We start from the raw sequence: 22176 nt of genomic DNA, 5'->3' as shown, positions 1-22176 counted from the left end.
CAACGAGAGAATTAAGCAAATCGTTTGGCTTAGCATATAGCAATCCCAAATAGGTTGAGAGAGTGCGACCCGAAGGGGTGCGCTTCTATAAACTCAAAAATCTACAAATGATTTAGGACTGCTATAGCTAGATAAAAACCCTAGAAGCTGTGGCGCACGCTACTCATGCACCACAGCTTCTAGGGTTTATTTTTGTAATTATGCCCAGCTACCTAGAGAGTGCTTGGCGCTCTCACTATTTTGTAAGAGTGCTTACTATAAAATAAGTGATGGTCAATTTTTGACTATCACTTATTTTTTAGGATTCAATATTTAAATTATGGGTAGTACATTCGGGCATTTATTTCGCGTCACGACTTTTGGGGAATCTCACGGCGGCGGCGTGGGAGCGATCGTCGATGGATGCCCACCACAGCTTGAGCTTAGTGAAGCTGATATTCAGGTCGATCTCGATCGCCGTAAACCGGGGCAAAGCAAAATTGTGACTCCACGCCGCGAAGACGATCGCGCCCAAATTTTGTCAGGAGTTTTTGAAGGCAAAACCCTTGGCACGCCAATCATGATTTTGGTGCAAAACAAAGATGCCCGTAGCCAAGACTATTCAGAAATGGCGGAAAAATTTCGTCCTTCCCATGCCGATGCCACCTATCAAGCAAAATATGGCATTCGCAACTGGCAAGGCGGCGGTAGATCTTCGGCAAGGGAAACCATCGGTCGGGTTGCCGCAGGTGCGATCGCCAAAAAAATCTTGAAACAAGCCGCAGGTGTTGAAATCATCGCCTATGTAAGACAGGTAAAAGATTTAGTAGCTCCCGATATTGATCCGAATACAGTCACCCTAGAGCAGGTCGAAAGTAATATTTTGCGTTGTCCTGATCCTGTGATGGCGGAAAAAATGATTGATTTTATCGACAAAATCCGACGCGATGGGAACTCCGTTGGCGGTATTGTCGAATGCGTGGCGCGAAATGTGCCTGTAGGTTTGGGCGATCCTGTATTTGATAAGTTGGAAGCAGATCTTGCCAAAGCGGTGATGTCTTTACCTGCTAGTAAAGGTTTTGAGATTGGTTCAGGTTTTGATGGTGTTCACCTAACTGGGCGTGAACATAACGATGAGTTTTATATGGATGGTGATCGCCTTCGCACTCGGACGAATAATTCTGGTGGAATTCAAGGTGGTATTTCTAATGGAGAGAATATAATTTTGCGGGTTGCCTTTAAGCCAACGGCAACGATTTTACTAGAACAGAAAACGGTATCAATTGCAGGGGAAGAAACCACGCTTACAGGTAGAGGTCGCCATGATCCCTGTGTGTTACCTCGCGCTGTGCCAATGGTAGAAGCGATGGTGGCGTTAGTGCTATGCGATCGCTATCTCACTCAAAAAACAGTTGCTCTATAAACTTCACAAACAGAAGAAGAGATTGTACTGAGTACAATCTCTTCTTCTGTTTGTGATTTCTATCTAAATTGCTAAAAATATTTAAAACCTAAAAGATGAGTGGTGGCGCGAAGCGCCACCACTCATCTTTTTATCTTGCCTTGCTATAGATAACGTTTTTACATCAAAATATGTTATTTTGGAATCACGGGAATAGGTACATTAAAAAATATTGAAATTATATTGGAATTATAAAAAATAACAATTGATTAAAAAGAAATCGGTGGTTAGCTCCATTCAGCTTTTTCTATTTTGACAAGTATTTATATGCAAGGGAATAGGCATAGCCAATTTCGTGATGGAATAGTTACGGCTTAGTTATATAGCCACAGATCTTGCATATTTTAGAAATGTCTCTAGTTTATGCTCCCCCATAAACTATGAGACAGGTCGTAAGGCATATTTATCAATACGCTTCATAACCAAGATATGTATGCCTTGCTTTTACCATTTTGCTGTTCAAGAGCAAATCTCGCAAGCAGAAGAAAAGCTTAAAACCTTAAAGGCTTGCTTGGCAAGCCTTTAAGGTTTTAAGCTTTTCAGAAAAATCCAGATAACTGATAGAGACGGCGGAGAATTGCCAGAATTTTTTTGTCATAGTTCGGATCTTCAGCCCATTTGCCACTAAGCTGCCCCAGTAAAGGTGCAGTACCACGTTTGATGAGGCTAAAACGCGGATCTACTAAAGGTTGTACTAATGGCTTCGTAGTTGCATAGGCTTTGAGATGTTGGATTTGCGCTCTTATCCCAATGCGGCGATCGCTAAAACTATCACCGCGTATACCATTACCGATCGCGCCAATTCCACCAAAATTATTTTGTTCAGGTTTGACATCTCCGTCAAATTGCAAGAAACCTGTTTCTAAGCACATCTGACAAAAGGCAATGTCATAATTAACTCCTTCGATCGCGGCTTCTTCGCGATAGATCGTCGGCAAGTCTCCATAAATATTTAAAGGTGCACTATTAAGTTGTAAAAGCCTTAAAAGTTGCACTTCTGAAGTGATGCCATCTCCCATAATCCGATCAATTTTGCCAGTGAGAATTTGAGAGCAGACTTGGTCTCTACGGGAGCTACTGGGCAAAGATAAAAGATCTTGAGCTTGAACAGAGTTTTTTCCTAGTCGATCAACCATGAACATGGCGATCGCACCAGCCCCAATTTGAAGAAACTGCTTTCTTCTCATATCTGTTCTGCTCTATCTAAATTAATGACTATGGAATGAAAAATGTGGCACTGAGAGGCTCATTTTTTTAGTCCTTATAGACGTTAAATAAATCTTGCTGTTTTTGGCAAGGGGGATTTGACGGATATTGAGTTCGAGGATCACTACAACTGCGGGGGTCTTGAGAATAGGCAGATGCACTACCAGCAAAAGGAAGTAGTAAAGCAGAAGCGGAAACAATAGATAGTAAAAGTTTCATATCTTTAAAGTCTTGGGTAGAGAATTAATTTAATATTTTCGGTATAATGTTGTTTATATATGACTAGACAGGTGCTTGTATGGTTTTTAGAAAATTTCAAGCCATTTTGCCTAGCAAAAATATCAGAAAGTTAACAAACCTTATGCTTGAGAAATTGAGGAATATCTAATTTTCTGAAAGCATGATTGGATGAGGCGCTGTGAGAACTGGTATAGAGTAACCCTTCAGCAACAGCAGATATCAGTTCAGGATCTTGCGTTGACTCCCTAGCAATATCGAGAAACAGGCTCTCAATTTTTTGCATAGATTCAATCACTTGATGCTTGATTTTGATGCGGTTAGTTGCTGACCAAAAAGCCTGAGATTCCTCTGATGAGCATTCTGTAATTAATAGCTCGACCTCATTGAGGAGGCGGTTCAGATGCAGATCACTATCTGGTTGACTTTCCTCTTGTTCAGTGAAGTTTGACAATAACCGCGGTTGAAAGTGATGGGAATATATTGGTGGAGTAGGAAAGGCATCGCTTTGCATATGTCCTCCTATCTCTGTGTGACTAAGTGAGGATAGCCAAAATCTGATTGCTGTGACTGAGGATAGGTTTGAGTTTTCTTTGAGACTTTTCCTACAGCTAAGTGATTAGACAGGTGCATTTGAGGATAGGTTAAATCCGCTAACACCTCCAAAATACGGCAGAACTCTCTATGTCTGCGCCTACCAGTTAAGAATTGGGGTACTTCGGATGGATAAGCGCAATTTTGTAGGCAGTGACGCAAATTAGCGATCGCATTCCAAAATTTACACATTTCCTCATAGGTGCAGGCTAATAAGAAGACTTCAATCTCATGAATTAGCTGCGAAAAGCGTTCAGAGATACTAGGACGCACAGAAAACGATGAGTTTCTTGGGGCGGAACTAGGTAATAAATTGAGATGACGTTGGGGCAAATGATGGGATGCGCTCATGTTTCAATGCCTCTATTTGTGAGGGTAGATGAGGAAAAGTCGTTTTTTGTCGTAAAACGCTATTTACCTCTTGCCATATGCTCTTACCAGTGATACAAGAATTAAACATTCTTTTTATGTGAGGGTAAGTGAGCCGAAAGGACGGTACTTAGGTTATAAAGGTGAACAAGTCAACTTTATGACCTTTGTTAACAACCAGCATACGATCTAAAATGTAATTTGCACACCAGAAAAAATAGTATTTTTTGTCAGTAAATGTATGGATAAATTCTATAAAATTGCCAAATGAAATTAGATGGTTTCTAATTTTATTATTTGCAAAAACAATCCATATCCAATCTATGTATTCTTGCAAAACACAGCTTGAATAATTTGCCAATGTTTATTTACTTCTTTGCCGAATTACAAAAATATGGGAATAGATTGAAAGACAATACTTTTACAATATTTTGTTTACAAAAACAATCATCCTATGATTTGATGAACAAATTTTAAATATGACCTGATTGCCATAAAGCCTTTGTTTACAGGCATAAAACAGAAAAAACAAGAAAAGATTGTCATCAAGTTTATCCAATGTCAGATTAAATCAGGATCTATATAAAAGTCAGCCAAATCTATTGCAAACACAAAAATATATGCTATTTATCTAACGTGAAAAACAAGAATATGTTGATCAAATTATCTGAAATTACAGGAATAAGTCATTGCTTAAACATGATAAATATGATTGCAAAACTCCAAAGTTATGCACATCTAAATGAATGTCTATTGTTTATTTAACAATTGAGATTTAACGACATTCTTAGGCATCTTTAAATTCACGACCGAGATATTTCAAGACTGAGACATTTACCGAGATATTAATTTAAGAGGAGTTACGACCATGACTATTGAAGACGCGATCGCCATTGTTGATGCTGCATTACAGGGCAAGCGCCTAAGTAACATTCAGGAGCAACTTTTCCGCCAAACTTGGGAAGGTAAGACCTATGCTGAGATTGCGGAGACCTGCGGATATGACTCTTCCTATATCCGTGATGTCGGCTATCGTCTGTGGCAGATGCTGACTAAGGGCTTTGGTGAGCGCGTTACTAAGCACAATCTCCAAGTGGTGGTGCGTAGTCATGCCAAGCGTTTAATGGGCAATGTTACTAGTATGAGTCAACCGATTACGAGTCCTCTTGTTGCCCTAAGCAATCCCCACATTGAGGTAATTGCTAAAGATGGAAATACTAAGCGCTGCGATTGGGGTAATGCGATCGATACTTCAATTTTTTATGGTCGTACTCAAGAACTGGCACAGGTTAAAAATTGGGTGATTAGCGATCGCTGCCGTTTGCTCGGTGTATTTGGCATTGGCGGCATCGGTAAGACTGCCTTTGCGACGAAATTGGCAGAACAGGTACAGGGAGAATTTACGCTGATTGCATGGCGATCGCTCCGCAACGCGCCCAAGGTCGAAACAATGTTGTCGGAATTGGTCAGCTTTTTAACAAATCAGGCGATCTCGACTTTGCCCCAAGATTTCAATAGTTTGTTACTAATGTTTATCCAAGCCCTTCAGCAATCACGCTGCTTGATTGTGTTAGACAATGTGGAATCCATTCTCCGTAGTGGCGAAACTACAGGTCATTACAGCGAAGGTTATGAAGGCTATGGCGAGCTATTTCGGGAAGTGGGACAGGTACGCCATCAAAGCTGCCTAATTTTGACTAGTCGTGAAAAGCCTGCGGATGTGTTGCCTCCCGATAGTAGCGATCGCATGGTGCGTTCTCTCCAATTGACAGGGCTTAAGGAAGAAGCCAGACAAATGTTTCGTGAAGAATTGGCGATCGCCCCTGAAACTCGGAAGTTGATCGATTTCTATCGTGGCAATCCCCTTGCGCTGACGGTGGTATCCCGTTCCATTTACAGCATGTTTGATGGCAATGTACAAGAATTTCTTGATCAAGAAGCGAATGTATTTGGGGACATTCGCAACCTCATCGATCAGCAATATGCTCGCCTTTCTGATCTAGAGCAGCAAGTAATGTATTGGTTGGCGATCGAGCGTGAACCGATCACCACCGACAATCTGCGTCAAGATATTGTGCCGATGGTTTCTAAATCCCAGATTCTAGAATCGGTGATTTCTCTACGTTGGCGATCGCTAATTGAGAAGAATATGAATAGTTTCACGCAGCAGCCTGTTGTGATGGAATATATGACCGATCGCCTAATCGATGTGGTTTACAATTCGATGATTGAGCGCAATCCTGAGTTCTTGATGAGCTATGCACTTGTGCAACATCGTGCCGAAGATTACATCCGTGAAACCCAAATTCGTCAGATTCTGCAACCTCTCACCGATCGCCTATTAGCTCACTATGGCAGTACGGATATTTTGCAGCGTGAATTGCAGAGCTTGATGCAAACTCTGCGCGATCGCCAGACAGCGATCGGCTATGCACAGGGCAATATCATGAATTTGTTACGGGCTTCTCAAAGTGATCTTACAAAAAGCTTTTGCCGCTTCCCCGAGCAGGTCACAGAACATTCTGATCTGCAAATTTTAGAGAGATTACTAGAAAGCGATCGCGCTGGTGGACTTGCGACATGGGATCATCGTATTCCTTGGGCAAACAATCCTCTCGCACAACAAACTTCCGAATCGAAAACCCAAATCCGTAGCAAAAATCTCTACTATCAATGGCCAGAAGGTTCTCTCGAGCAGTTGCAACAGGAACTAAAGCAACAATCTAAACTTCGCAAGAAATATCATGCATGGTTAAATGAGACAGAATTTGCAGAGATTGATGCGAATTTTGAAGCTGTAAAAATTACTGATACCCTCAATCAGCCCGTTGATGCTCGATTGGTTTTCATCAATGAAGTAAATGTCATTGAGCCTCCGATTGGTCTACCAACACCAAGCGATCGCCGCGCCCAAGTCCGCAAAAAAAAGCAAGAGATGCAAGCTAACCGCAATAAAAGACTCGGCTAAATATATACATGTAACGTCCTCCGCATAGCGGGCGTTACGTGCTAATCCCCAAAAACAGCAGAGAGTTGCACCGCAACTCTCTGCTAGCAAACCTAGCAAAATTTTTAGATTCCCACGATGGCAGCACCATTGTGGGAATTACTATTAATTCAGCATTGCTGTGCATTCAAGAATTAATTTTTGGTTTGTGAGTGAATAGGGCTGAATTTCCAATGCTCTACGAAAAGTGGCGATCGCTTCATGGTAATTACCGATCGCGGCATAGCATAAACCCAAACCATGCACCGCTCCAAAATGGTAAGGATTAAGGGCAAGAGCCTTTTGGCAATCCTTAATTGAGCGTTTATAATCACCCTGCATATAAAACAAAACTGCACGACGATTCCATGCTTCGACAAAATCGGGTTGAGCATGAATCAACTGTGTCAGCATTAACTCTGCCTGACGTACATTGCCACTGTCCGCCATCATCTGACTTTGGCGCAAGACCTGCAAACCCTGCATCCCCTTTTGCATAAACCACATCTCCCAAAGACCCTGAGTAGCACGCTCGCGTACATCTTCATCTTCGCTCTTGAGATCTTGCAACAATTCTTCGATGGGTTGGCTCATTAGTCTAGACAGATTCTACGGTAATAGGGAAACTGCAATATCTAAGTTTGAGCTAAAAGTGGAGACTTGTGCTAGGTTTTTAACTCATACCTAAGAGATATTTTGAGAGATATTGTGCGCGTATGTCTATCATACAAATTACTGTCCAAGAACTCGCTGAACGTTTGGCTGGCGATCGCTCAGAGAATCAACCAGCTTTACAATTAATTGACGTGCGCGAACGGGATGAAGTGGAGATTGCTGCTATTGATGGGTTTTCAATCTTGCCCCTCAGTGAATATGACCAATGGGCAACTGATTTTAAAGAGAAATTTGATCCCCATGCTGAAACACTAGTACTTTGCCATCATGGAATGCGATCAGCGCAAATGTGCCAGTGGCTGATTAATCAAGGCTTTACTAATGTTAAAAATATTGCTGGTGGGATTGATGCCTATGCCTATGGGGTTGATCCGAATATGGCTAAGTATTAAAAACCTTGCTTCGTAAGATTTTTAGTTTGCCGTTAAAAAGGGAACGCTGAAAAATATTGCTAGCCCGATCGCGGAAACTATGCAAGTCGCGATGGTAATAATGATAAATTTGCGATCGTTCGCGCCATAGAACCTATTCGGTAATGAACTCGCTAATACCATCAACCCAATTACAACGAGAATTCCGATAAACAAGGTGCGATTCATAGATTTCTAGGTTGCAGTTTGAGGATTTATCGTTTTCCAGTATGCCACTGAGCTTAGGAAACTGCAATTTGGTTAGCATTTTGCATTGCCAAAGTACGGTTTAATAAAACCGTACTTTACGAAATCTCTCTATGACCGATTGGGTGTGGCTTCAGCGATCGCTACCTACTGAAATAACGGGAGCAGATCTATGGGAATCACTTTATGCCTATGAGCCAGTTACAGTTTTATTAGAAAGCCCCACCACAGTTCCTTCAAAATTAGCTCGATACTCGATCGCCGCAGGCAAACCTCGGCAAATCTGGACTCCTGAAGTTGGTGAAATTTTGCCATGCCTAGAAAAACTGCGATCGTGGATGCAATCTGCTCCAAATAATGATCCTGATTTACCAAATCACTTACCCTTCACTGGAGGATATTTAGGCTGGCTAGGCTATGACCTCGCATGGGAAATCGAGCGCTTGCCCTATACCAAATCTGACAATTTACCATTCCCAGTTGCCTTTTGGTATGAGCCAGCTAGTTTTGCGGTCATCGATCATCAGACTCAAACTGTTTGGCTAGCCGCTAGCGATCGCAATGAACTAGACGAATTAAGAGATCGTCTTAGCAATTTAGAGAACAATGGGCTTAAGCCCATTGCCTATGCTAGTAAAGATCACAGTCAAGCTAACCCAACTTATTCACCAGAAAAACAAGGTTATGAAGCAATGGTAGAAACTGCCAAGCAGCATATCTATGCGGGTGATATTTTTCAGGCAAATCTCTCAATGCGATATGGCTATCCTTGGGCATCGGATGGATGGCAACTATACCGTCATTTACAAAAAATCAATCCATCACCCTTTGCTAGCTATTGGCGCACCACTTGGGGCGAAGTGATCAGTGTCTCACCAGAGCGTCTCGTGAGTTTGCGCGATCGCCATGCCGAAACTCGTCCGATCGCAGGTACGAGACCACGAGGCAAAACTGAGCAACAGGATCTAGAACTTGAACAAGAATTACTTGCCTGCATCAAGGAGCAAGCCGAACATATTATGCTCGTTGACTTAGAACGCAATGATCTAGGCAAGGTATGTGCATGGGGAAGCGTTAAAGTTGATGAATTATTAGTGATCGAGCGTTACAGTCATGTGATGCACCTCGTTAGTAATGTGGTGGGGACATTACGAGGCGATCGCAATTTTGTGGATCTGATTCGTGCAACTTTTCCGGGGGGAACGATTACAGGCTGTCCTAAGGTGCGCTGTATGGAAATTATCGAGAAGCTAGAACCTCAACGACGTAGTTTGTTTTATGGCTCCTGTGGTTATATCGACAAACGTGGCAATATGGATCTCAATATCTTGATTCGGACTTTGCTAAAGACCAACGATCATATTTGGGGACAGGTCGGTGCAGGTATCGTCGCTGATAGTATTAGCGATCGCGAATGGCACGAATCTTTGCAAAAAGCTCAAGCGCAACTAGCTGCGCTTGGGCTAGTAAGATAAAAACATACTCCAAGTACTCCCCAAATTTATATACCCGTGAATTACTACTTTCCTTCTGATCCTCCTTATTTGTTGTTTATGCTCTCCCTCGTTGCTGGTCTTGCCTGTGGTCGAGCCTTTGAAGTGACTTTACGCAATCTAGTTAAAGCTTGGTCAACCAATAAATCCTCGCGCACAATCCTAGAGCTCAAAAGCTCAAGTATCAAAGTCCCTTACCTTGGCATGACCCTTAGCATTGCTGTATTTATGTCAACAGGACTAGAAGTATTTGGATTTCCTGCAATATTTGGCTATATAGTCGCAATTCCCATCACTTTTGGGATTGCGCTCCTTGTGTGGCGGCAATTAGGAAAAATGTTAATTGAACTAGAACGGGGCGGCTCAGCAGCACTAGATCTCGATTCCTAATGACTTTACAGCGCTTTGCGCTCAAACTCGAACCAAGAAATTTTTTAAAAGCGTTGCAAAGCAACGCTTTTAAAAAATTTCTTGTGGTTCTTTTTATCAAAAACTGCTATAGGAAGGGGCGCATCGCGCCCCCTCTCTTCTTAGGTTTAAACTTTTAGTACGCAATTTATTGTAGGGCTATTACTTTAATAGTCGGAGAAACGCTATATTAGACTCTGGCGAAATACAAGTTATTTCAACTACACTCAACTGTTCTCATAAATTTTGCCTAGGCTAAGCAAGTAATGGATGCTAAGGAATTTTTGCAGCTATATCGAGCGGGGCGAAAGGTATTTTCTAATATCGATCTTGTGGGTGCTGATTTAAAAGCGATCGATTTACACAAAGTTGACTTTAGCCATGCCTTAATGAGCAAAACTAATTTTGCCAATGCCAAACTCTGTAGAGCTAACCTCACTGGGGCAGATTTGAGCTATGCCAATTTAAATAGTGCCGATCTCCATCGTGCAAACCTCCGTCATGCCAATCTGAAAGGGGCTGATTTACGCAAGGCAGATCTGCGTGGGGCTGATTTACGGGGAGCGAATTTAAGTTGGGCAAATTTGCAAGAGACTCTCTTTGATGGCGCTCAAATGAAAAATACCAACCTATACAATGCCAAAAATTGATCATGAATAGGCGCGTTTTACGCGCCTATCTTATTTTTAACGTCAGTTTGGGTTAAGCTGGCAAATTTTAAAATCTCAAAAGTAAAAGCCTTGCGTAGCAAGGCTTTTACTTTTGGGATTTGAGAGAGGGTTTGCGTAGCAAACCCTCTCTCAAATCCAGTTTCAAATTATCCCGAACTCGCGTTATTTTTAGGCTTCACCTGTAATTGAAAGCCCTTCAACCCATACTTGAGGAGACACACCTGATGGGGTAATTTTTACCTCTGGTTCGACATAGACGATCGCCTTGAGCAATTCCAAAATATCACCAGCGACCGTTGCTGCCTCGATACTCATGCGATCGCCTTTATTCACTAACCAACCATCAAAGGGCAGCGAGAAAGAACCCTGCGATGCTTGTACACCCGCATGGAGCGCTTGCAAATCATCAATCAAAATTACATTCTCAACCGTTGCTAAGTCATAGACTTTCTCATTGGTAGAATTAGCAGCTTCACTACGCTCAATATGGAAGAAGTTGGGGCTGACAGAAACCTTTGCGCCAACACTCCCATTACCCGTCGGTTGAGCATTTAAGCGTTTTGCAGTTACAGAACTATGGATGAAATTAGTTAAAACTCCATTTACGATTAAAGGAATGCGGCGAGTGGGCGTTCCTTCACCATCAAAGGTAGATGCGCCGATATTGCCTACATGGAGTTCATCATCGCTCACATTTAGCAGGGGTGAGGCAATCTGAGTACCAATCGATTCGGGTGTGGAGAGACTGTTTTTATCGAGAATACTTTGGGCATTGAAGAGACTAGAGAACGCACTAATCAAGCTCAGAAATGCTTCGGGAGAAAATACGACTAAGTATTTGCCAGATTTGATTTTGTCATAGTTCAAATGGCTAATTGTTTTCTCAGCAGTTTCCTCAATACAGCCCTTAACATCTAAACTCGCAAAGTCGCGGCTAATGCGATAGGCTCCTGCACTGCGAGGTTTTCTACCTTCTTCTTCGGTTTTAGTATAGAGATAAATGGAGCTATAGGAACTACTTTCATTTCGCATTGCGCCATCACTATTGAGATAGAATCGGCTGAGATCCTGTTGAGAAAGTCCATTATAGGGAACCCCTGCGATCGCAGGATGTGCATCTAACAATTCCTTCTCAGCACCCAAAAGTGTTTCTACGAGTTGCTCGATCGCTGTTTGAGGTGCAGTTTGTGTTTCGCGGGCAGGAATATCAGCGATCGCTTCGGGACTAAAATCAGGAATATTTTCTTTAGCACCAAAGAAACTAGCTTCATGGGCGCTTTGGAGAGCAAGTTCTAAGCCAACGCGATCGATATTGGTAGTGGAAGTAACGCCGACAGTTCCCTCGTCATTCCAGACGCGCACGGTGATGCTGGCGCGATTGGATGCGGATACTTGTTTGGGTGCGCTACTATCGACTTCAGCGCTAGTTTCATCGACGATCGCGCCGTAAATATCAAATTTTTTAATTCCTAATTTGCTAGCGGTCTCTTTGGCATCGGAGACTAATTTTTCTACACTGAGCGCTGATGACATAAACCCTTTATTCGTTTTTAATTTTTCGTTGCTTATTAATATCATAGCAATCTAAAATCCAAAAAATTTTATAGCCTATAGCTATAGCCTGTAAAAAACAATAGAGAGTTGCGGCGCAAAGCGCCGCAACTCTCTATTTATATATTCAGCATAGTCATCGCTATAATTAAACTAAAGGAGTTCTACCAACCATTTTTCAAGAGTAACTATTCCAAGAGTAGACAAACGATGTCCCAAAAAACTCTAAAACCAGAACTTGCCAATCTATACGAGACGGACTATCTCGCATGGGTTGAACTAACCTTAACCAAATTGCGATCGCGGGACTTAACAGCGATCGACTGGGACAATATTATTGAAGAAATTGCTGACATGGGGAAAAGTACACGTAGTAGCTTGAAAAGCAATCTGAGAACCGTCCTACAGCACTTACTAAAATGGCAATATCAACCTAGTCATCGGAGTAGAAGTTGGCAGTCTAGTATCATTGAACATCGCTTGCGAATCGCAGATGCCTTTACTGAATCTCCAAGCCTCAAACGATACTTTGCAGAAATATTTGATGATGCCTATGCAGGTGCAATTCAGTTAGCTAGTAGCGAAACAGGTATTTCTAAAAAAACTTTCCCTAATACTTGTCCCTATACACAGGAGCAAGTTTTAGATCCAGATTTTCTACCTAATTAAGTACTGCTATGGTCTTGCCCGAAGCTCTCAACGAATTACGCAAAACACTCCGCAAGGGGCAGCAAACGATGGCAGACTGGCAGGGGGGCGAGCTTGCCGTATCCGCAGTGCCAGGGGCGGGAAAGTCAACGGGCATGGCAGTTGCTGCCGCGATCGCGATCGCTAATTTCAACTTACATCGCCAAAAGCAATTGGTGATTGTCACCTTTACGCGATCAGCAGTCAGCAACATTCGCAAAAAAGTATCGGAACATTTAAAAAATTTGCGATTGCCCCAAAGTGCTTTTACTGTTAGTACTTTGCATAGCTTGGCATATACCATTGCGAGCAATCATCGTGAATTATCAGGATTTGGCGCAGGTGAAACAATCATTGTTTCTGAATCTCAAAAACAGCGCTTAATTCGCAATGCTACGAATCTTTGGGTAAAAGAGAATCCAAAACTATACGATCTACTGCTCGAAGGGAGAAGCTTTGATGGGGAAGATACGGAACGCTTGCGGCGGCAGACTGTATTACGCACCGATGTTTTGCCAAGCTTAGCGAGAGAAGCGATCGCTACGGCAAAAAGTTCTGAATTAACGCCAGAGGATTTGCGCCAAGCTGAATCGCCTGATGGGGGCACTATTTTAGAAATTGCCGCAGGGCTTTATGAAACCTATGAGCGCCTATTGCGGCAAGAAGGAGCGATCGACTATGACGATATGATTTTGGGTGCATTGCGAGTATTAAAAAATGACAGTATTCGTAAATATTGGCAGGAAAGAGTTTTTGCTGTATTTGAGGATGAAGCACAGGATTCTTCCCCATTACAAACTGATCTGTTGGAGATTCTTGCCCTTACTCCCTACTCCTCTCTCCCTGAAGGAGATGGGGAGGAATCTTTATTACTCCCCTCTCCCTCAGAGAGAGGGGCTGGGGGTGAGGGTATTAAAAATTTGATGCGCGTCGGTGATCCGAATCAGGCGATTAATTCCACATTTACCACTGCCGATCCACGCTTTTTTAATGAATTCTGCGATCGCTGCCAACTCAATTCACAGCTCTCTACTCTCGATCAAGCAGGACGTAGCACTGTCAATGTGATGCGATCCGCTAATTACGTTTTGCACTGGGTCAATCATTCCGAATATGCCAAATTAGAAAAGCCATTTCGTCAACAAAGAATTCATCCTGTAGATGTAGATGATCCACAGGCGAATGCTAATCCTGAACCCATTGGCAAGGGTGTAGAAATCTATTTGCCCAATATAGTTGATGATATTGAACATGAAATTGAGTTGATTGGTTTACGGATTAAGCAACTGCATGATCAAGATCCGAAACTCAGCATGGCGATTTTAGTGCGCCAACATAATCAAGGTCGCTTTGTGGCGGAGGCTTTAGCATGGCTGACCAAGGAGCATGACATTAAAATCTATGATGTCGAACAGAGCGATCGCCGATCGCGTGTGCCAATGGACATGTTGGCAATTTTGCAATTTATGGAGCGTCCTCATTCACCCGACAATCTCAAATCTGCTCTAGAGGTTCTCAAAGATCGCCTGAAGATATCTTCCCAGCAAGACTTAAATGCTCTCGCTAGCAATCCCGAAAAGTTCCTCTACCCTACATTGTTAGATCCTGCCCTAACGCCACTTGCTCAAGATGCTCAATCGAAATGCAAAGCTTTACTCCGCGCCAAGATTGAACTTCCTCTCTATAACCTGATTCCATTTATCGCCTTTACTCTCTATGATGACGAAGCGGGACTCTTGGCTACAGCCGACAAATTAGGCGATCGCCTCAATCAACAGCTTGTGGGCAATTACTCCATGCAAACGGTGATTGCGGAATTAAAGGAAATTGTCGAATCTGAGAACTTTGAAGCGGTGGAAGATGAGAATCTAGAAGGGCGCTATATGACTGCTGGACAGTTGACGATTATTAGTCTACATAAGGCTAAGGGTCTAGATTGGGATGTGGTCTTCATGCCCTTTCTGCATAAACGCATTTGTCCGGGGGAAGCCTATATCCCTGAATCCGTCAAGTTTCTAGGGGATTTTGGTTTGCCCGAAGTAGCAAGGGCACAGATTCGAGCGATCGTGCATCATGAGCGAGTTCCCAATCCTGAGGAAGCTTGGAAACAATGTAGTTATCTCAAGCAGGCGGAGGAGTTTCGTCTGCTCTATGTGGGAATGACCCGTGCGAAAAAGTTGTTATGGCTATCAGCAGCACAATCGGCTCCCTTTAGTTGGAATACTTTAGAGAATCGTACTGAAAACGCACCAATTTGCCCTGCGATTACAGAACTTGCGAAGAAGTTTCCTGAATTTATCTCATGGTAGTACCTGTTCCTACAATGGCAATACCATTATGGGAACTCCAACAAATAAAAGCAGAAAAAGAAGCGATCGCTTCTTTTTCTGCTAATCAAAAATAGAAATTTTGGTATTGATTATTTATCCTCTAGGAAAAGAACACGACTGTCTTTAAAATGCGATGTTGAAAAATCTTCTGTATATTCTTGACGATATTCAGACTCTTGCAAATCTGAAGATAGCAATGTTGCATTAGAAACCAATAGATTAGGGCGGACGATCAGGCAGCCAGTGCAAGTTATAGGAGCAGGAACTACGACTGGAACAGGAAGTGTAATCGAACCACCTGTAACTGTAGCTGCATAGGTAGATGGTGTAGGGATAGGAAATCCTGAAATACGAATACGCGCATTGATAGTTGTAGGGGCATCTGTAAACGCTCCATTTGGACTCGTCCCATTAGTAGTACCAGTAAATACTAAAGAGTTCGTGACTTTAAAAACGCCTATAACGAGAATACCTTTACCAAAAGGATTACTATCACTGATAGCAGATGAGGTCACTTTAGAAGAAACAGTATTCTTGCCGATAATTGGTAATGTAAAAGTATTACTCAGAGAACCATTAAACCCATTGCTATCAACAGTGACAATACCAAGAGGAGTGAGCAGAGTAGAGCTAGTAAGACTAGTGGGGAATTTAAAAAACTTACCAGTGTTTACCGTATTAAGGGTTCCGCCGATAATTGGAACAGTCTGAGCAGAACTTGGCGACACTGCCAAAAAGGCTCCACTTGTAGCACCACATAAAAGAGATAAAGCAATAAATTTTTTCATGATTTTTCAGTTTATAAAAAGTAAAGTTTTTTACAGTAAAGCTTATAAATCTCATTTACTCTAAGCGAGTATCTAAATCTAATTAGCAATCTCAATTTATGATAAGTGTAAGTAGCTGGGTGCAATTAAATATAAAAGCCCAAGACCTTTGGCATACGTGCAGTATGTACCACAAGTTTATTTATCAACAAAGTAGAAAACTCTCAGTACAAACTTAATTGATTACTTGATCAGATCATCATATAACAGTTAGTTACTAGGCAACCAAGTCAAGGTTATCTAATAGTTACTATTAGGTTATATAAGGTTATAAATATTGCCTTGGTATAGTGGCTCAACCTAAAAATTTAAGCTCTGTGGCACTTGTGCCACAGAGCTTAAATTTTTAGGTTTTCCAAGGTATTTAAGTTTAACGTGAGTTCGATAACGCCATTTGCGCGGCGCGAAGTGCCGCGCAAATGGCGGAAAATGGTAAAAATCGCTTAGCGATTTTTACCATTTTCCGCTTTCGTCGAACTGACGTTAAATTTAATTCCAACAACCAACTTAGAAGGTAAATGTAGTTCTTAAAGCACCTATCGAGATCGTGTCGCTACCTGCCGTATTCCCTGGACTAAAGATGAAAACTACTCCTGGGGTAATGCTAATATTTTTAGAAATAGGGTAGCGATAGAATAACTCAATATGCGTTGTCGTAGCAGGTTGAGGTCCCGCAATACCTCCTGTCTGACTGAGCAAACTAGGAAAGTTAATATTTCCACTCAAATTACTGCTGGTGATACTAGGTGGTTGTCCAACATAGAGCCCAAAGAGATCACCTTCCTTAAATAGGTCAATCAAGTTAGCATAGGTCATCCAATTAAAAGTATTTACATTGCCTGAAAATCCATTATTCTGAATATTAGAGTTGGTAAAACCAATCCAGCTACCGAGATTTAGTCGATTAGTAGCTCGCCAAGAAAGAGAGCCTCCAAACGCATTGGTATTGAATTTTGAAGCGCTATTAGTTGGGAAGGTGCTACCAATAAAGTTATCGCCGATCGCATTATTGAGAGTTCCGTTGTTAGTGTAAGAATTGAGATAGTAAAGAGAAGCATCGACGCGATCAAAGACATTTGCGGCAAACTGTACACCAATAGAAGTTGGTCCACCAAATAATCCACCATCACCAGAGGCTGATTCTGGATTACCTGCCGAGTAAACACCTTGCAAGCTGAAACCTTTAGCAATCTGCCAGTCAAAACCTATACCTGCCTGTCCAGCATTAAGGCTAATAATAGGGTTGCGCTGAGCAAATAGGGAGATTGGTCCATTTCCTGCACTTTCAATCCGATTAGCACCACGAAATACGTTGATAGCATTTACACCCCTAGGTCCTACAATAATCGCGAGGCGATCTCCTATATAAAAGCGATAGTTGAGGTCAGTTATCGTCAAGGTATTTGCTGTATTACCTTCGTAGGCAAGGCGCGTAAATCCATTATTAAGAGCATTAAAACTTGTAAATGGTGCATCGGTGGAAATGTTACCAGCTTGCAAACTAGTTAACAACAAACTGCGATCGGGAAACTGCGTTAACAAACTAAGTTGCACATTTGCCCCAAAATTAACATTCGTAGCAGGATCGGCTGAAAATGCACCATCAACTCTAGGAATATTGGCATTGTTATTGAGTCTGCCTTGTAAACCCAAAACTGCTTGACCAAAAAGTTTAGTCGTAGTCGAGAATTGTTGGGCTTCAAGTTGTGCTGTTTTGGCATCAAGAGCATCGACACGACCGCGTAAAGTAGCGAGTTCTGCCGCAAATTCTTCTTGTAGCTTTTGCAAAGTTGCGAGATCTTCTTTACTGACTTTATCGGCTAGCCCTGCGGAAATAATCTCATTGATCTTGTCCAAACAGGCATTTAACCCAGCCGCAAATTCATAGCGACTGGTTGCTTTTCTACCACGAAAAGTGCTATCGGGATAGCCCACAATACATCGATAACGCTCAACAAGAGACTGTAAGGCTGTGAAAGCCCAATCAGTAGGACGTACATCGCTTAACTGGGAAACTGAAGAAACATTTTGTGAAGTTTTTTGGGATAAACTCTCGATTTGATATTGATTAATTTCTTGGATAAGTAAGGATTCAGTCAGCTTGTTAGTTACTGCCGTCGTCTTTTCAAGAGGGATTTTTTCTATTGGATCATTACCGATCGCTTGAATCAGACTCGACTCATTTGTAATTTTGGTAATGTTTGGTGTTTCGGCTTGGGCAATAGCTCCTATGAGTGTAGAAGAGGCGATCGCGGCAATAGCCCAACCCAAATTTGATAACATTTTGTATTTATAAATATTTAAAGACATTGAAAAATCCTAATAACATCTAGCCTAAGTTAAATTAGCTATAACTATACTTGTTATTTCCCAGAAGCACCTCAGCATAATTAAACAAATAAGTTCAAACCCTAAGTTTCTTGTTGTGCAGATATCTCAGGGTTTGCAGCTTTATATTTAATTGTGTCTACCTACTGAGTTCTAAATCGGTTTAAATGCTATAGACTACTCTTTTAAAAACTTCAAATTATAAATTTCTACTACCCTTCACATAGGGGTAGATATCAATAATCGTATGGATTTTGGGGTTCAGCGATCGCTGTAATATTACTTGCCACAATGACAACTTGACGCTTGCCATTCGTAGTTTCCACATCCGCTTGACCTTCTATTTGCAACCAGCGATCAGGCGGATAATTGGAACGACTTTCGGTGATTTTGACAGGTAGGCTGACGGGATATACATCGGCAGCACAGCAGGTAATCACAAACCTTGTGAGCAAAATCATATTGTCAGCTTGATCGGGGGGATGGACAACAAAGCCTGTAATTTTGACCTTTTGTCCTTTATAGGCATCGGGTTCAGGATAGGCGCTAATTGTGCGTACCCATTCTACAAGGGTACGTTCTTCAGGTCGATTACTTGCCCGAAAGGACTTAGGAATTGTCCGCGCATCAGCAATATTCTCAATTACGCCTCGGTGGATGGCTTTTTCACTAGTAAAGGGACGAGGATTGATGAATAGCGCCATAACTGCCACAACCAAAAGTATGCTACTGCTCAAGGATGGCTTGATCAAATTAATATGCTGCTGACTATTGGTATAGCTACGTCGCCTTTTTGCCACGCGCCAAGCCTCTGCGCCACCAACAAAGAGTAGTCCTAAACCTGCGATCGCTGTTAGAGGAATATAGTTAGGATGCACCAAGAGATATAGCTGTCCCGATAGCCAAAGTTTCGTTAGTACAATTCCCCAAGCCGCGATCGCACAGGATTCAAGCCAAGGTAAAAACCTTTGCCAGTAAGTATGAAGACGTGAAGAATTGGCAGATCTTGATGACATTGGGAAATATTTTACGCACTAACAGCCAGTCTGTATCTTAGCGTGAAATCTTCCTTTGAAGATTATGCCACCTGCATAGCAGACAGAATAATATAACGTCAGTTCGGCTTAAGCTAGCAAATTTTCAAAAACAAAAAGTAAAAGCCTTGCTAAGCAAGGCTTTTACTTTTTGTTTTTGAGAGAGGGTTTGCGTAGCAAACCCTCTCTCAAAAACGCTTCAAATTATTCTGAACTCGCGTTAATATACAGAACTATTTAACCCAAGTTGCTACCTATTCATTTAAGACTAAAGTTAAAATAAAAAATGCTAGATTTTTATATAAAAATAGCGTCATTTTGGACTTAGCGAGGCTGTTTTTAACTTGTTTTGAGCCGATTTTTAATAGGTAGCAACTTGGGTTATTTATCCATAAGCAGAAGGATATATAAATTTTTGGGGGTGCGGCAAAGCCGCACCCCCAAAAATTTGTTTTTTATTAAATTGCAAAATCCTAATCTGCTGAAGTTGCATTCAGTGGACGAACGTCTACAATTGTGCCACCGAGACGAGTGATTCTACGGGTTTGCTCATTTAGACGGCTAAAAGGTACTTGAACGAAAATGCTGCTGCTGTTACGAATAGGATAGCTATTTAGATCAGTGGCATCGCTTTGACGTAGGCCAGATACTTCGTAAACAAAAACGCGATTATCTTTAGCGGAAGTAATCATAAAACTCAGTTTTACTAAATTTTGAATAGATGGACAGTTTAGATTTGAGAATGTGATTAAAGGCGCAACCTAATAGATGAGCCTTTAATCAATACTAATAAAAGACTATTGGGCGATCGTTACACTAGCAACCTTGCCACCCAACTTGTTGATGCGTTGCAATGTGTTGTTCAACTCTTTGTAGGAGACAATGTACTCTCTATTGCTACGACGAACTTGAGGGTATCTAGGTAGAGAAATCGCAGCAACTTCAATTCTGTATAGGCGATCTTCAGAACCCACAGAAGAACGACCAAAGGCACGGGTAGGAGCATTGCCTTGTTTTGCTGGTTGATAAGCCCAGCCATCATTACCGCCAGAAGCACCAACAATAGGAGAAACACTGTTTTGGGCTAGCTCGGTTGCTAGTCTAGAGGCACTGCCTGCAACTTGAGCGCGATCGCTGTTAGCATAACCACGATAAAGGCGGAAAATTCTAGTAAAACCAACGGTTCTGTCGCCAACCTTATTGGTGAAACCGCGATAGTAAGGAACAATGGAATCGCCAAAGCTAGCCTCGTACTCGTCAGAATCGATGTAAGAATCGATATCGGCATCATAGCCTTCGTTTTGATAGCGATCGAGGTGTTCGGTTACTTCAGCTTCAGCGTAAGGAGCGCGTCCTAACAAGTGCTTGAAGTTTAATTCAATTACACGGGTGTGGAAGTTGGAATAAAGAAACTTGCTCTTGTATAGTTCAGACTTGGCAACTGCACGTACGAACTCACGCACTGTGATTTGACCATTGGTCAACAAAGACTCAAGTCCAATCAAACGATCTGCTGCCAAGATGTAGTCATTCCCCAATACATGGCGATAAACAGCGTTAATGACTGCCTTAGCATCCTCTGGAGAAAAATTAGGACGTAATTCTACTGGACTAGTATTGCTATAAGCAGCAGTTCCCAAACTGGAAGCGGCATTTGTAATTGCCATAGTTTATTTTCCTTGTCTTACTTTAAAAATAAAAAATTAGGGTAAAAGATTCAATAGTGTAAGATAAGCAAGTCAAAATGACTGCTTATCTTAACTCTTAAATTTTGCTGTCTTTTAAATCTTGCCATCTTTAGCATGACTAAAACTAGAAAGAGGATCACAATGTGACACTCTTTCTACAGGATATCTTTAATCAATTGCACTAAGCAAGAGAAACTTGCGTAATACGACCACCACGCTTGCTCAGACGCTGCATAGTGCTAGAGAGTTGATCATAAGGAACCAAGTACTCAGTAGCACTACGACGGATTTGAGTAGTCCGTCCGTTATTGGCTTGAATGACACTGACGCGGTAGAGTTGACCACGGTCATCACTATTGTTGCCAGCAAGACCTAGACCAAAGCCGGGTGTGCGAATGGCACTAGCCGAATTTTGGGCGAGTTCTGTAGACAACCAAGTAGCTCTGTTTTTGCTATGAGCGCGATCGCTGCTAGCATAGCCATGATAAAGACGGAAGATTCTGGTGAAGCCAACAGTTCTATCGCCAACCTTATTGTTGAATCCACGGAAATAAGGTACAACAGAATCGCCAAAGCTAGCTTCGTACTCATCAGAATCGATGTAAGAATCGATGTCGGCATCATAGCCTTCATTCTGATAGCGATCGAGGTGCTCAATTAATTCAGCTTCAGAGTAAGGAGCGCGCCCTAGCAAGTGCTTGAAGTTTAACTCAATTACACGGCTGTGGAAGTTGGGATAAAGGAACTTAGTTTTGTACAATTCTGACTTGGCTACTCCACGCACAAAGTCACGCACCGAGATTTGACCATTGGTCAACAAAGATTCGAGTCCAACCAAACGCTCTGATGCCAAGATGTGGTCATTACCTAGCACATGGCGATAAACAGCGTTAATAACAACCTTTGCGTCATCTACAGAAAAGTGAGAACGCAACTCCAAGGGACTGGCATTGCTATAGGCAGCAGTTCCTAGCTGGGAAGCGGCATTGGTGATTGCCATAGTTTGTTTTCCTTACTTTGTTAATTTTAACTTT

At 42.0% G+C, this 22176-nt stretch carries 20 protein-coding genes; 8 read left to right on the top strand and 12 right to left on the bottom strand.

Annotated features, from left to right (window positions below):
• The first annotated feature begins 319 nt into the window (after positions 1-319).
• Complete coding sequence (aroC, locus tag NMG48_RS18945) at positions 320-1402, top strand: chorismate synthase (RefSeq protein ID WP_271252977.1); 1083 nt, start codon at positions 320-322, stop codon at positions 1400-1402.
• Positions 1403-1980: 578 nt separating this feature from the next.
• On the opposite strand, the gene NMG48_RS18940 is transcribed toward aroC, so the two are convergent.
• From NMG48_RS18940 to NMG48_RS18930, 3 genes are all read right to left on the bottom strand, one after another.
• Positions 1981-2628 (bottom strand): glucosaminidase domain-containing protein, encoded by a 648-nt coding sequence (locus NMG48_RS18940; RefSeq protein ID WP_271252976.1) that lies wholly within the window; start codon positions 2626-2628, stop codon positions 1981-1983.
• 368 nt (positions 2629-2996) lie between these two features.
• A complete protein-coding gene (locus NMG48_RS18935; RefSeq protein ID WP_271252975.1) occupies positions 2997-3398 on the bottom strand; it encodes a hypothetical protein in 402 nt (133 codons plus the stop codon).
• Positions 3399-3406: 8 nt separating this feature from the next.
• A complete protein-coding gene (locus NMG48_RS18930; protein WP_271252974.1) occupies positions 3407-3829 on the bottom strand; it encodes a hypothetical protein in 423 nt (140 codons plus the stop codon).
• A gap of 886 nt (positions 3830-4715) precedes the next feature.
• Here NMG48_RS18930 and NMG48_RS18925 point away from each other — a divergent pair.
• Positions 4716-6815, top strand: a complete 2100-nt coding sequence (locus tag NMG48_RS18925) for an NB-ARC domain-containing protein (RefSeq protein ID WP_271252973.1) — start codon at positions 4716-4718, stop codon at positions 6813-6815.
• Positions 6816-6959: 144 nt separating this feature from the next.
• Here NMG48_RS18925 and NMG48_RS18920 read toward each other — a convergent pair whose 3' ends face one another.
• Positions 6960-7427 carry a tetratricopeptide repeat protein gene (locus NMG48_RS18920; protein ID WP_126386491.1) on the bottom strand — a complete coding sequence of 156 codons (468 nt, stop codon included), beginning with the start codon at positions 7425-7427 and terminating at the stop codon, positions 6960-6962.
• Between the two features lie 122 nt (positions 7428-7549).
• Between NMG48_RS18920 and NMG48_RS18915 the strand changes: the two genes are divergently transcribed.
• Positions 7550-7900: a rhodanese-like domain-containing protein gene (locus NMG48_RS18915; protein WP_271252972.1), complete on the top strand. Its 351-nt coding sequence runs from the start codon at positions 7550-7552 to the stop codon at positions 7898-7900.
• Positions 7901-7921: 21 nt separating this feature from the next.
• On the opposite strand, the gene NMG48_RS18910 is transcribed toward NMG48_RS18915, so the two are convergent.
• On the bottom strand, positions 7922-8107 hold the full coding sequence (locus NMG48_RS18910) for a hypothetical protein (RefSeq protein WP_126386493.1): 186 nt from the start codon (positions 8105-8107) through the stop codon (positions 7922-7924).
• Positions 8108-8238: 131 nt separating this feature from the next.
• On the opposite strand from NMG48_RS18910, the gene NMG48_RS18905 reads away from it, so the two are divergent.
• From NMG48_RS18905 to NMG48_RS18895, 3 genes are all read left to right on the top strand, one after another.
• Positions 8239-9600: an anthranilate synthase component I gene (locus NMG48_RS18905; protein ID WP_271252971.1), complete on the top strand. Its 1362-nt coding sequence runs from the start codon at positions 8239-8241 to the stop codon at positions 9598-9600.
• 36 nt (positions 9601-9636) lie between these two features.
• Positions 9637-10008 carry a hypothetical protein gene (locus tag NMG48_RS18900; protein WP_126386495.1) on the top strand — a complete coding sequence of 124 codons (372 nt, stop codon included), beginning with the start codon at positions 9637-9639 and terminating at the stop codon, positions 10006-10008.
• 284 nt (positions 10009-10292) lie between these two features.
• Positions 10293-10676 (top strand): pentapeptide repeat-containing protein, encoded by a 384-nt coding sequence (locus NMG48_RS18895; protein ID WP_126386496.1) that lies wholly within the window; start codon positions 10293-10295, stop codon positions 10674-10676.
• A gap of 189 nt (positions 10677-10865) precedes the next feature.
• Here the strand turns inward: NMG48_RS18895 and NMG48_RS18890 are convergent, their stop codons facing one another.
• Positions 10866-12230 (bottom strand): TldD/PmbA family protein, encoded by a 1365-nt coding sequence (locus tag NMG48_RS18890; RefSeq protein ID WP_271252970.1) that lies wholly within the window; start codon positions 12228-12230, stop codon positions 10866-10868.
• A gap of 228 nt (positions 12231-12458) precedes the next feature.
• Here NMG48_RS18890 and NMG48_RS18885 point away from each other — a divergent pair, with 228 nt between their 5' ends.
• Positions 12459-12917 carry a DUF29 domain-containing protein gene (locus NMG48_RS18885; protein WP_271252969.1) on the top strand — a complete coding sequence of 153 codons (459 nt, stop codon included), beginning with the start codon at positions 12459-12461 and terminating at the stop codon, positions 12915-12917.
• An 8-nt stretch (positions 12918-12925) separates the two neighbouring features.
• On the top strand, positions 12926-15244 hold the full coding sequence (locus tag NMG48_RS18880) for an ATP-dependent helicase (RefSeq protein ID WP_271252968.1): 2319 nt from the start codon (positions 12926-12928) through the stop codon (positions 15242-15244).
• Between the two features lie 110 nt (positions 15245-15354).
• Here NMG48_RS18880 and NMG48_RS18875 read toward each other — a convergent pair whose 3' ends face one another.
• From NMG48_RS18875 to NMG48_RS18850, 6 genes are all read right to left on the bottom strand, one after another.
• On the bottom strand, positions 15355-16053 hold the full coding sequence (locus tag NMG48_RS18875; RefSeq protein ID WP_271252967.1) for a hypothetical protein: 699 nt from the start codon (positions 16051-16053) through the stop codon (positions 15355-15357).
• A gap of 546 nt (positions 16054-16599) precedes the next feature.
• A complete protein-coding gene (locus NMG48_RS18870; protein ID WP_271252966.1) occupies positions 16600-18375 on the bottom strand; it encodes an iron uptake porin in 1776 nt (591 codons plus the stop codon).
• A gap of 281 nt (positions 18376-18656) precedes the next feature.
• Positions 18657-19436 (bottom strand): TIGR03943 family putative permease subunit, encoded by a 780-nt coding sequence (locus tag NMG48_RS18865; protein WP_271252965.1) that lies wholly within the window; start codon positions 19434-19436, stop codon positions 18657-18659.
• 491 nt (positions 19437-19927) lie between these two features.
• Positions 19928-20146: a phycobilisome linker polypeptide gene (locus tag NMG48_RS18860; protein WP_271252964.1), complete on the bottom strand. Its 219-nt coding sequence runs from the start codon at positions 20144-20146 to the stop codon at positions 19928-19930.
• Positions 20147-20251: 105 nt separating this feature from the next.
• Positions 20252-21121 (bottom strand): phycobilisome linker polypeptide, encoded by an 870-nt coding sequence (locus tag NMG48_RS18855; protein WP_271252963.1) that lies wholly within the window; start codon positions 21119-21121, stop codon positions 20252-20254.
• A 202-nt stretch (positions 21122-21323) separates the two neighbouring features.
• Positions 21324-22142: a phycobilisome linker polypeptide gene (locus tag NMG48_RS18850; RefSeq protein ID WP_271252962.1), complete on the bottom strand. Its 819-nt coding sequence runs from the start codon at positions 22140-22142 to the stop codon at positions 21324-21326.
• Positions 22143-22176 lie beyond the last annotated feature (34 nt).

This window comes from Pseudanabaena sp. Chao 1811 (genome assembly GCF_027942295.1).
GTDB lineage: Bacteria > Cyanobacteriota > Cyanobacteriia > Pseudanabaenales > Pseudanabaenaceae > Pseudanabaena.
Note: the sequence above shows the minus strand (reverse complement) of the source record. Positions and strands in the feature narration are given on the sequence as shown.

Coding starts and splice junctions, on each gene's coding strand:
- NMG48_RS18885 (WP_271252969.1), top strand. CDS start 12,459: ATGTCCCAAAAAACTCTAAAACCAGAACTTGCCAATCTATACGAGACG.
- NMG48_RS18925 (WP_271252973.1), top strand. CDS start 4,716: ATGACTATTGAAGACGCGATCGCCATTGTTGATGCTGCATTACAGGGC.
- NMG48_RS18935 (WP_271252975.1), bottom strand. CDS start 3,398: ATGCAAAGCGATGCCTTTCCTACTCCACCAATATATTCCCATCACTTT.
- NMG48_RS18860 (WP_271252964.1), bottom strand. CDS start 20,146: ATGATTACTTCCGCTAAAGATAATCGCGTTTTTGTTTACGAAGTATCT.
- NMG48_RS18880 (WP_271252968.1), top strand. CDS start 12,926: ATGGTCTTGCCCGAAGCTCTCAACGAATTACGCAAAACACTCCGCAAG.
- NMG48_RS18920 (WP_126386491.1), bottom strand. CDS start 7,427: ATGAGCCAACCCATCGAAGAATTGTTGCAAGATCTCAAGAGCGAAGAT.
- NMG48_RS18895 (WP_126386496.1), top strand. CDS start 10,293: ATGGATGCTAAGGAATTTTTGCAGCTATATCGAGCGGGGCGAAAGGTA.
- NMG48_RS18855 (WP_271252963.1), bottom strand. CDS start 21,121: ATGGCAATTACAAATGCCGCTTCCAGTTTGGGAACTGCTGCTTATAGC.
- NMG48_RS18875 (WP_271252967.1), bottom strand. CDS start 16,053: ATGAAAAAATTTATTGCTTTATCTCTTTTATGTGGTGCTACAAGTGGA.
- NMG48_RS18890 (WP_271252970.1), bottom strand. CDS start 12,230: ATGTCATCAGCGCTCAGTGTAGAAAAATTAGTCTCCGATGCCAAAGAG.
- NMG48_RS18905 (WP_271252971.1), top strand. CDS start 8,239: ATGACCGATTGGGTGTGGCTTCAGCGATCGCTACCTACTGAAATAACG.
- NMG48_RS18865 (WP_271252965.1), bottom strand. CDS start 19,436: ATGTCATCAAGATCTGCCAATTCTTCACGTCTTCATACTTACTGGCAA.
- aroC (WP_271252977.1), top strand. CDS start 320: ATGGGTAGTACATTCGGGCATTTATTTCGCGTCACGACTTTTGGGGAA.
- NMG48_RS18915 (WP_271252972.1), top strand. CDS start 7,550: ATGTCTATCATACAAATTACTGTCCAAGAACTCGCTGAACGTTTGGCT.
- NMG48_RS18940 (WP_271252976.1), bottom strand. CDS start 2,628: ATGAGAAGAAAGCAGTTTCTTCAAATTGGGGCTGGTGCGATCGCCATG.
- NMG48_RS18930 (WP_271252974.1), bottom strand. CDS start 3,829: ATGAGCGCATCCCATCATTTGCCCCAACGTCATCTCAATTTATTACCT.
- NMG48_RS18910 (WP_126386493.1), bottom strand. CDS start 8,107: ATGAATCGCACCTTGTTTATCGGAATTCTCGTTGTAATTGGGTTGATG.
- NMG48_RS18870 (WP_271252966.1), bottom strand. CDS start 18,375: ATGTTATCAAATTTGGGTTGGGCTATTGCCGCGATCGCCTCTTCTACA.
- NMG48_RS18850 (WP_271252962.1), bottom strand. CDS start 22,142: ATGGCAATCACCAATGCCGCTTCCCAGCTAGGAACTGCTGCCTATAGC.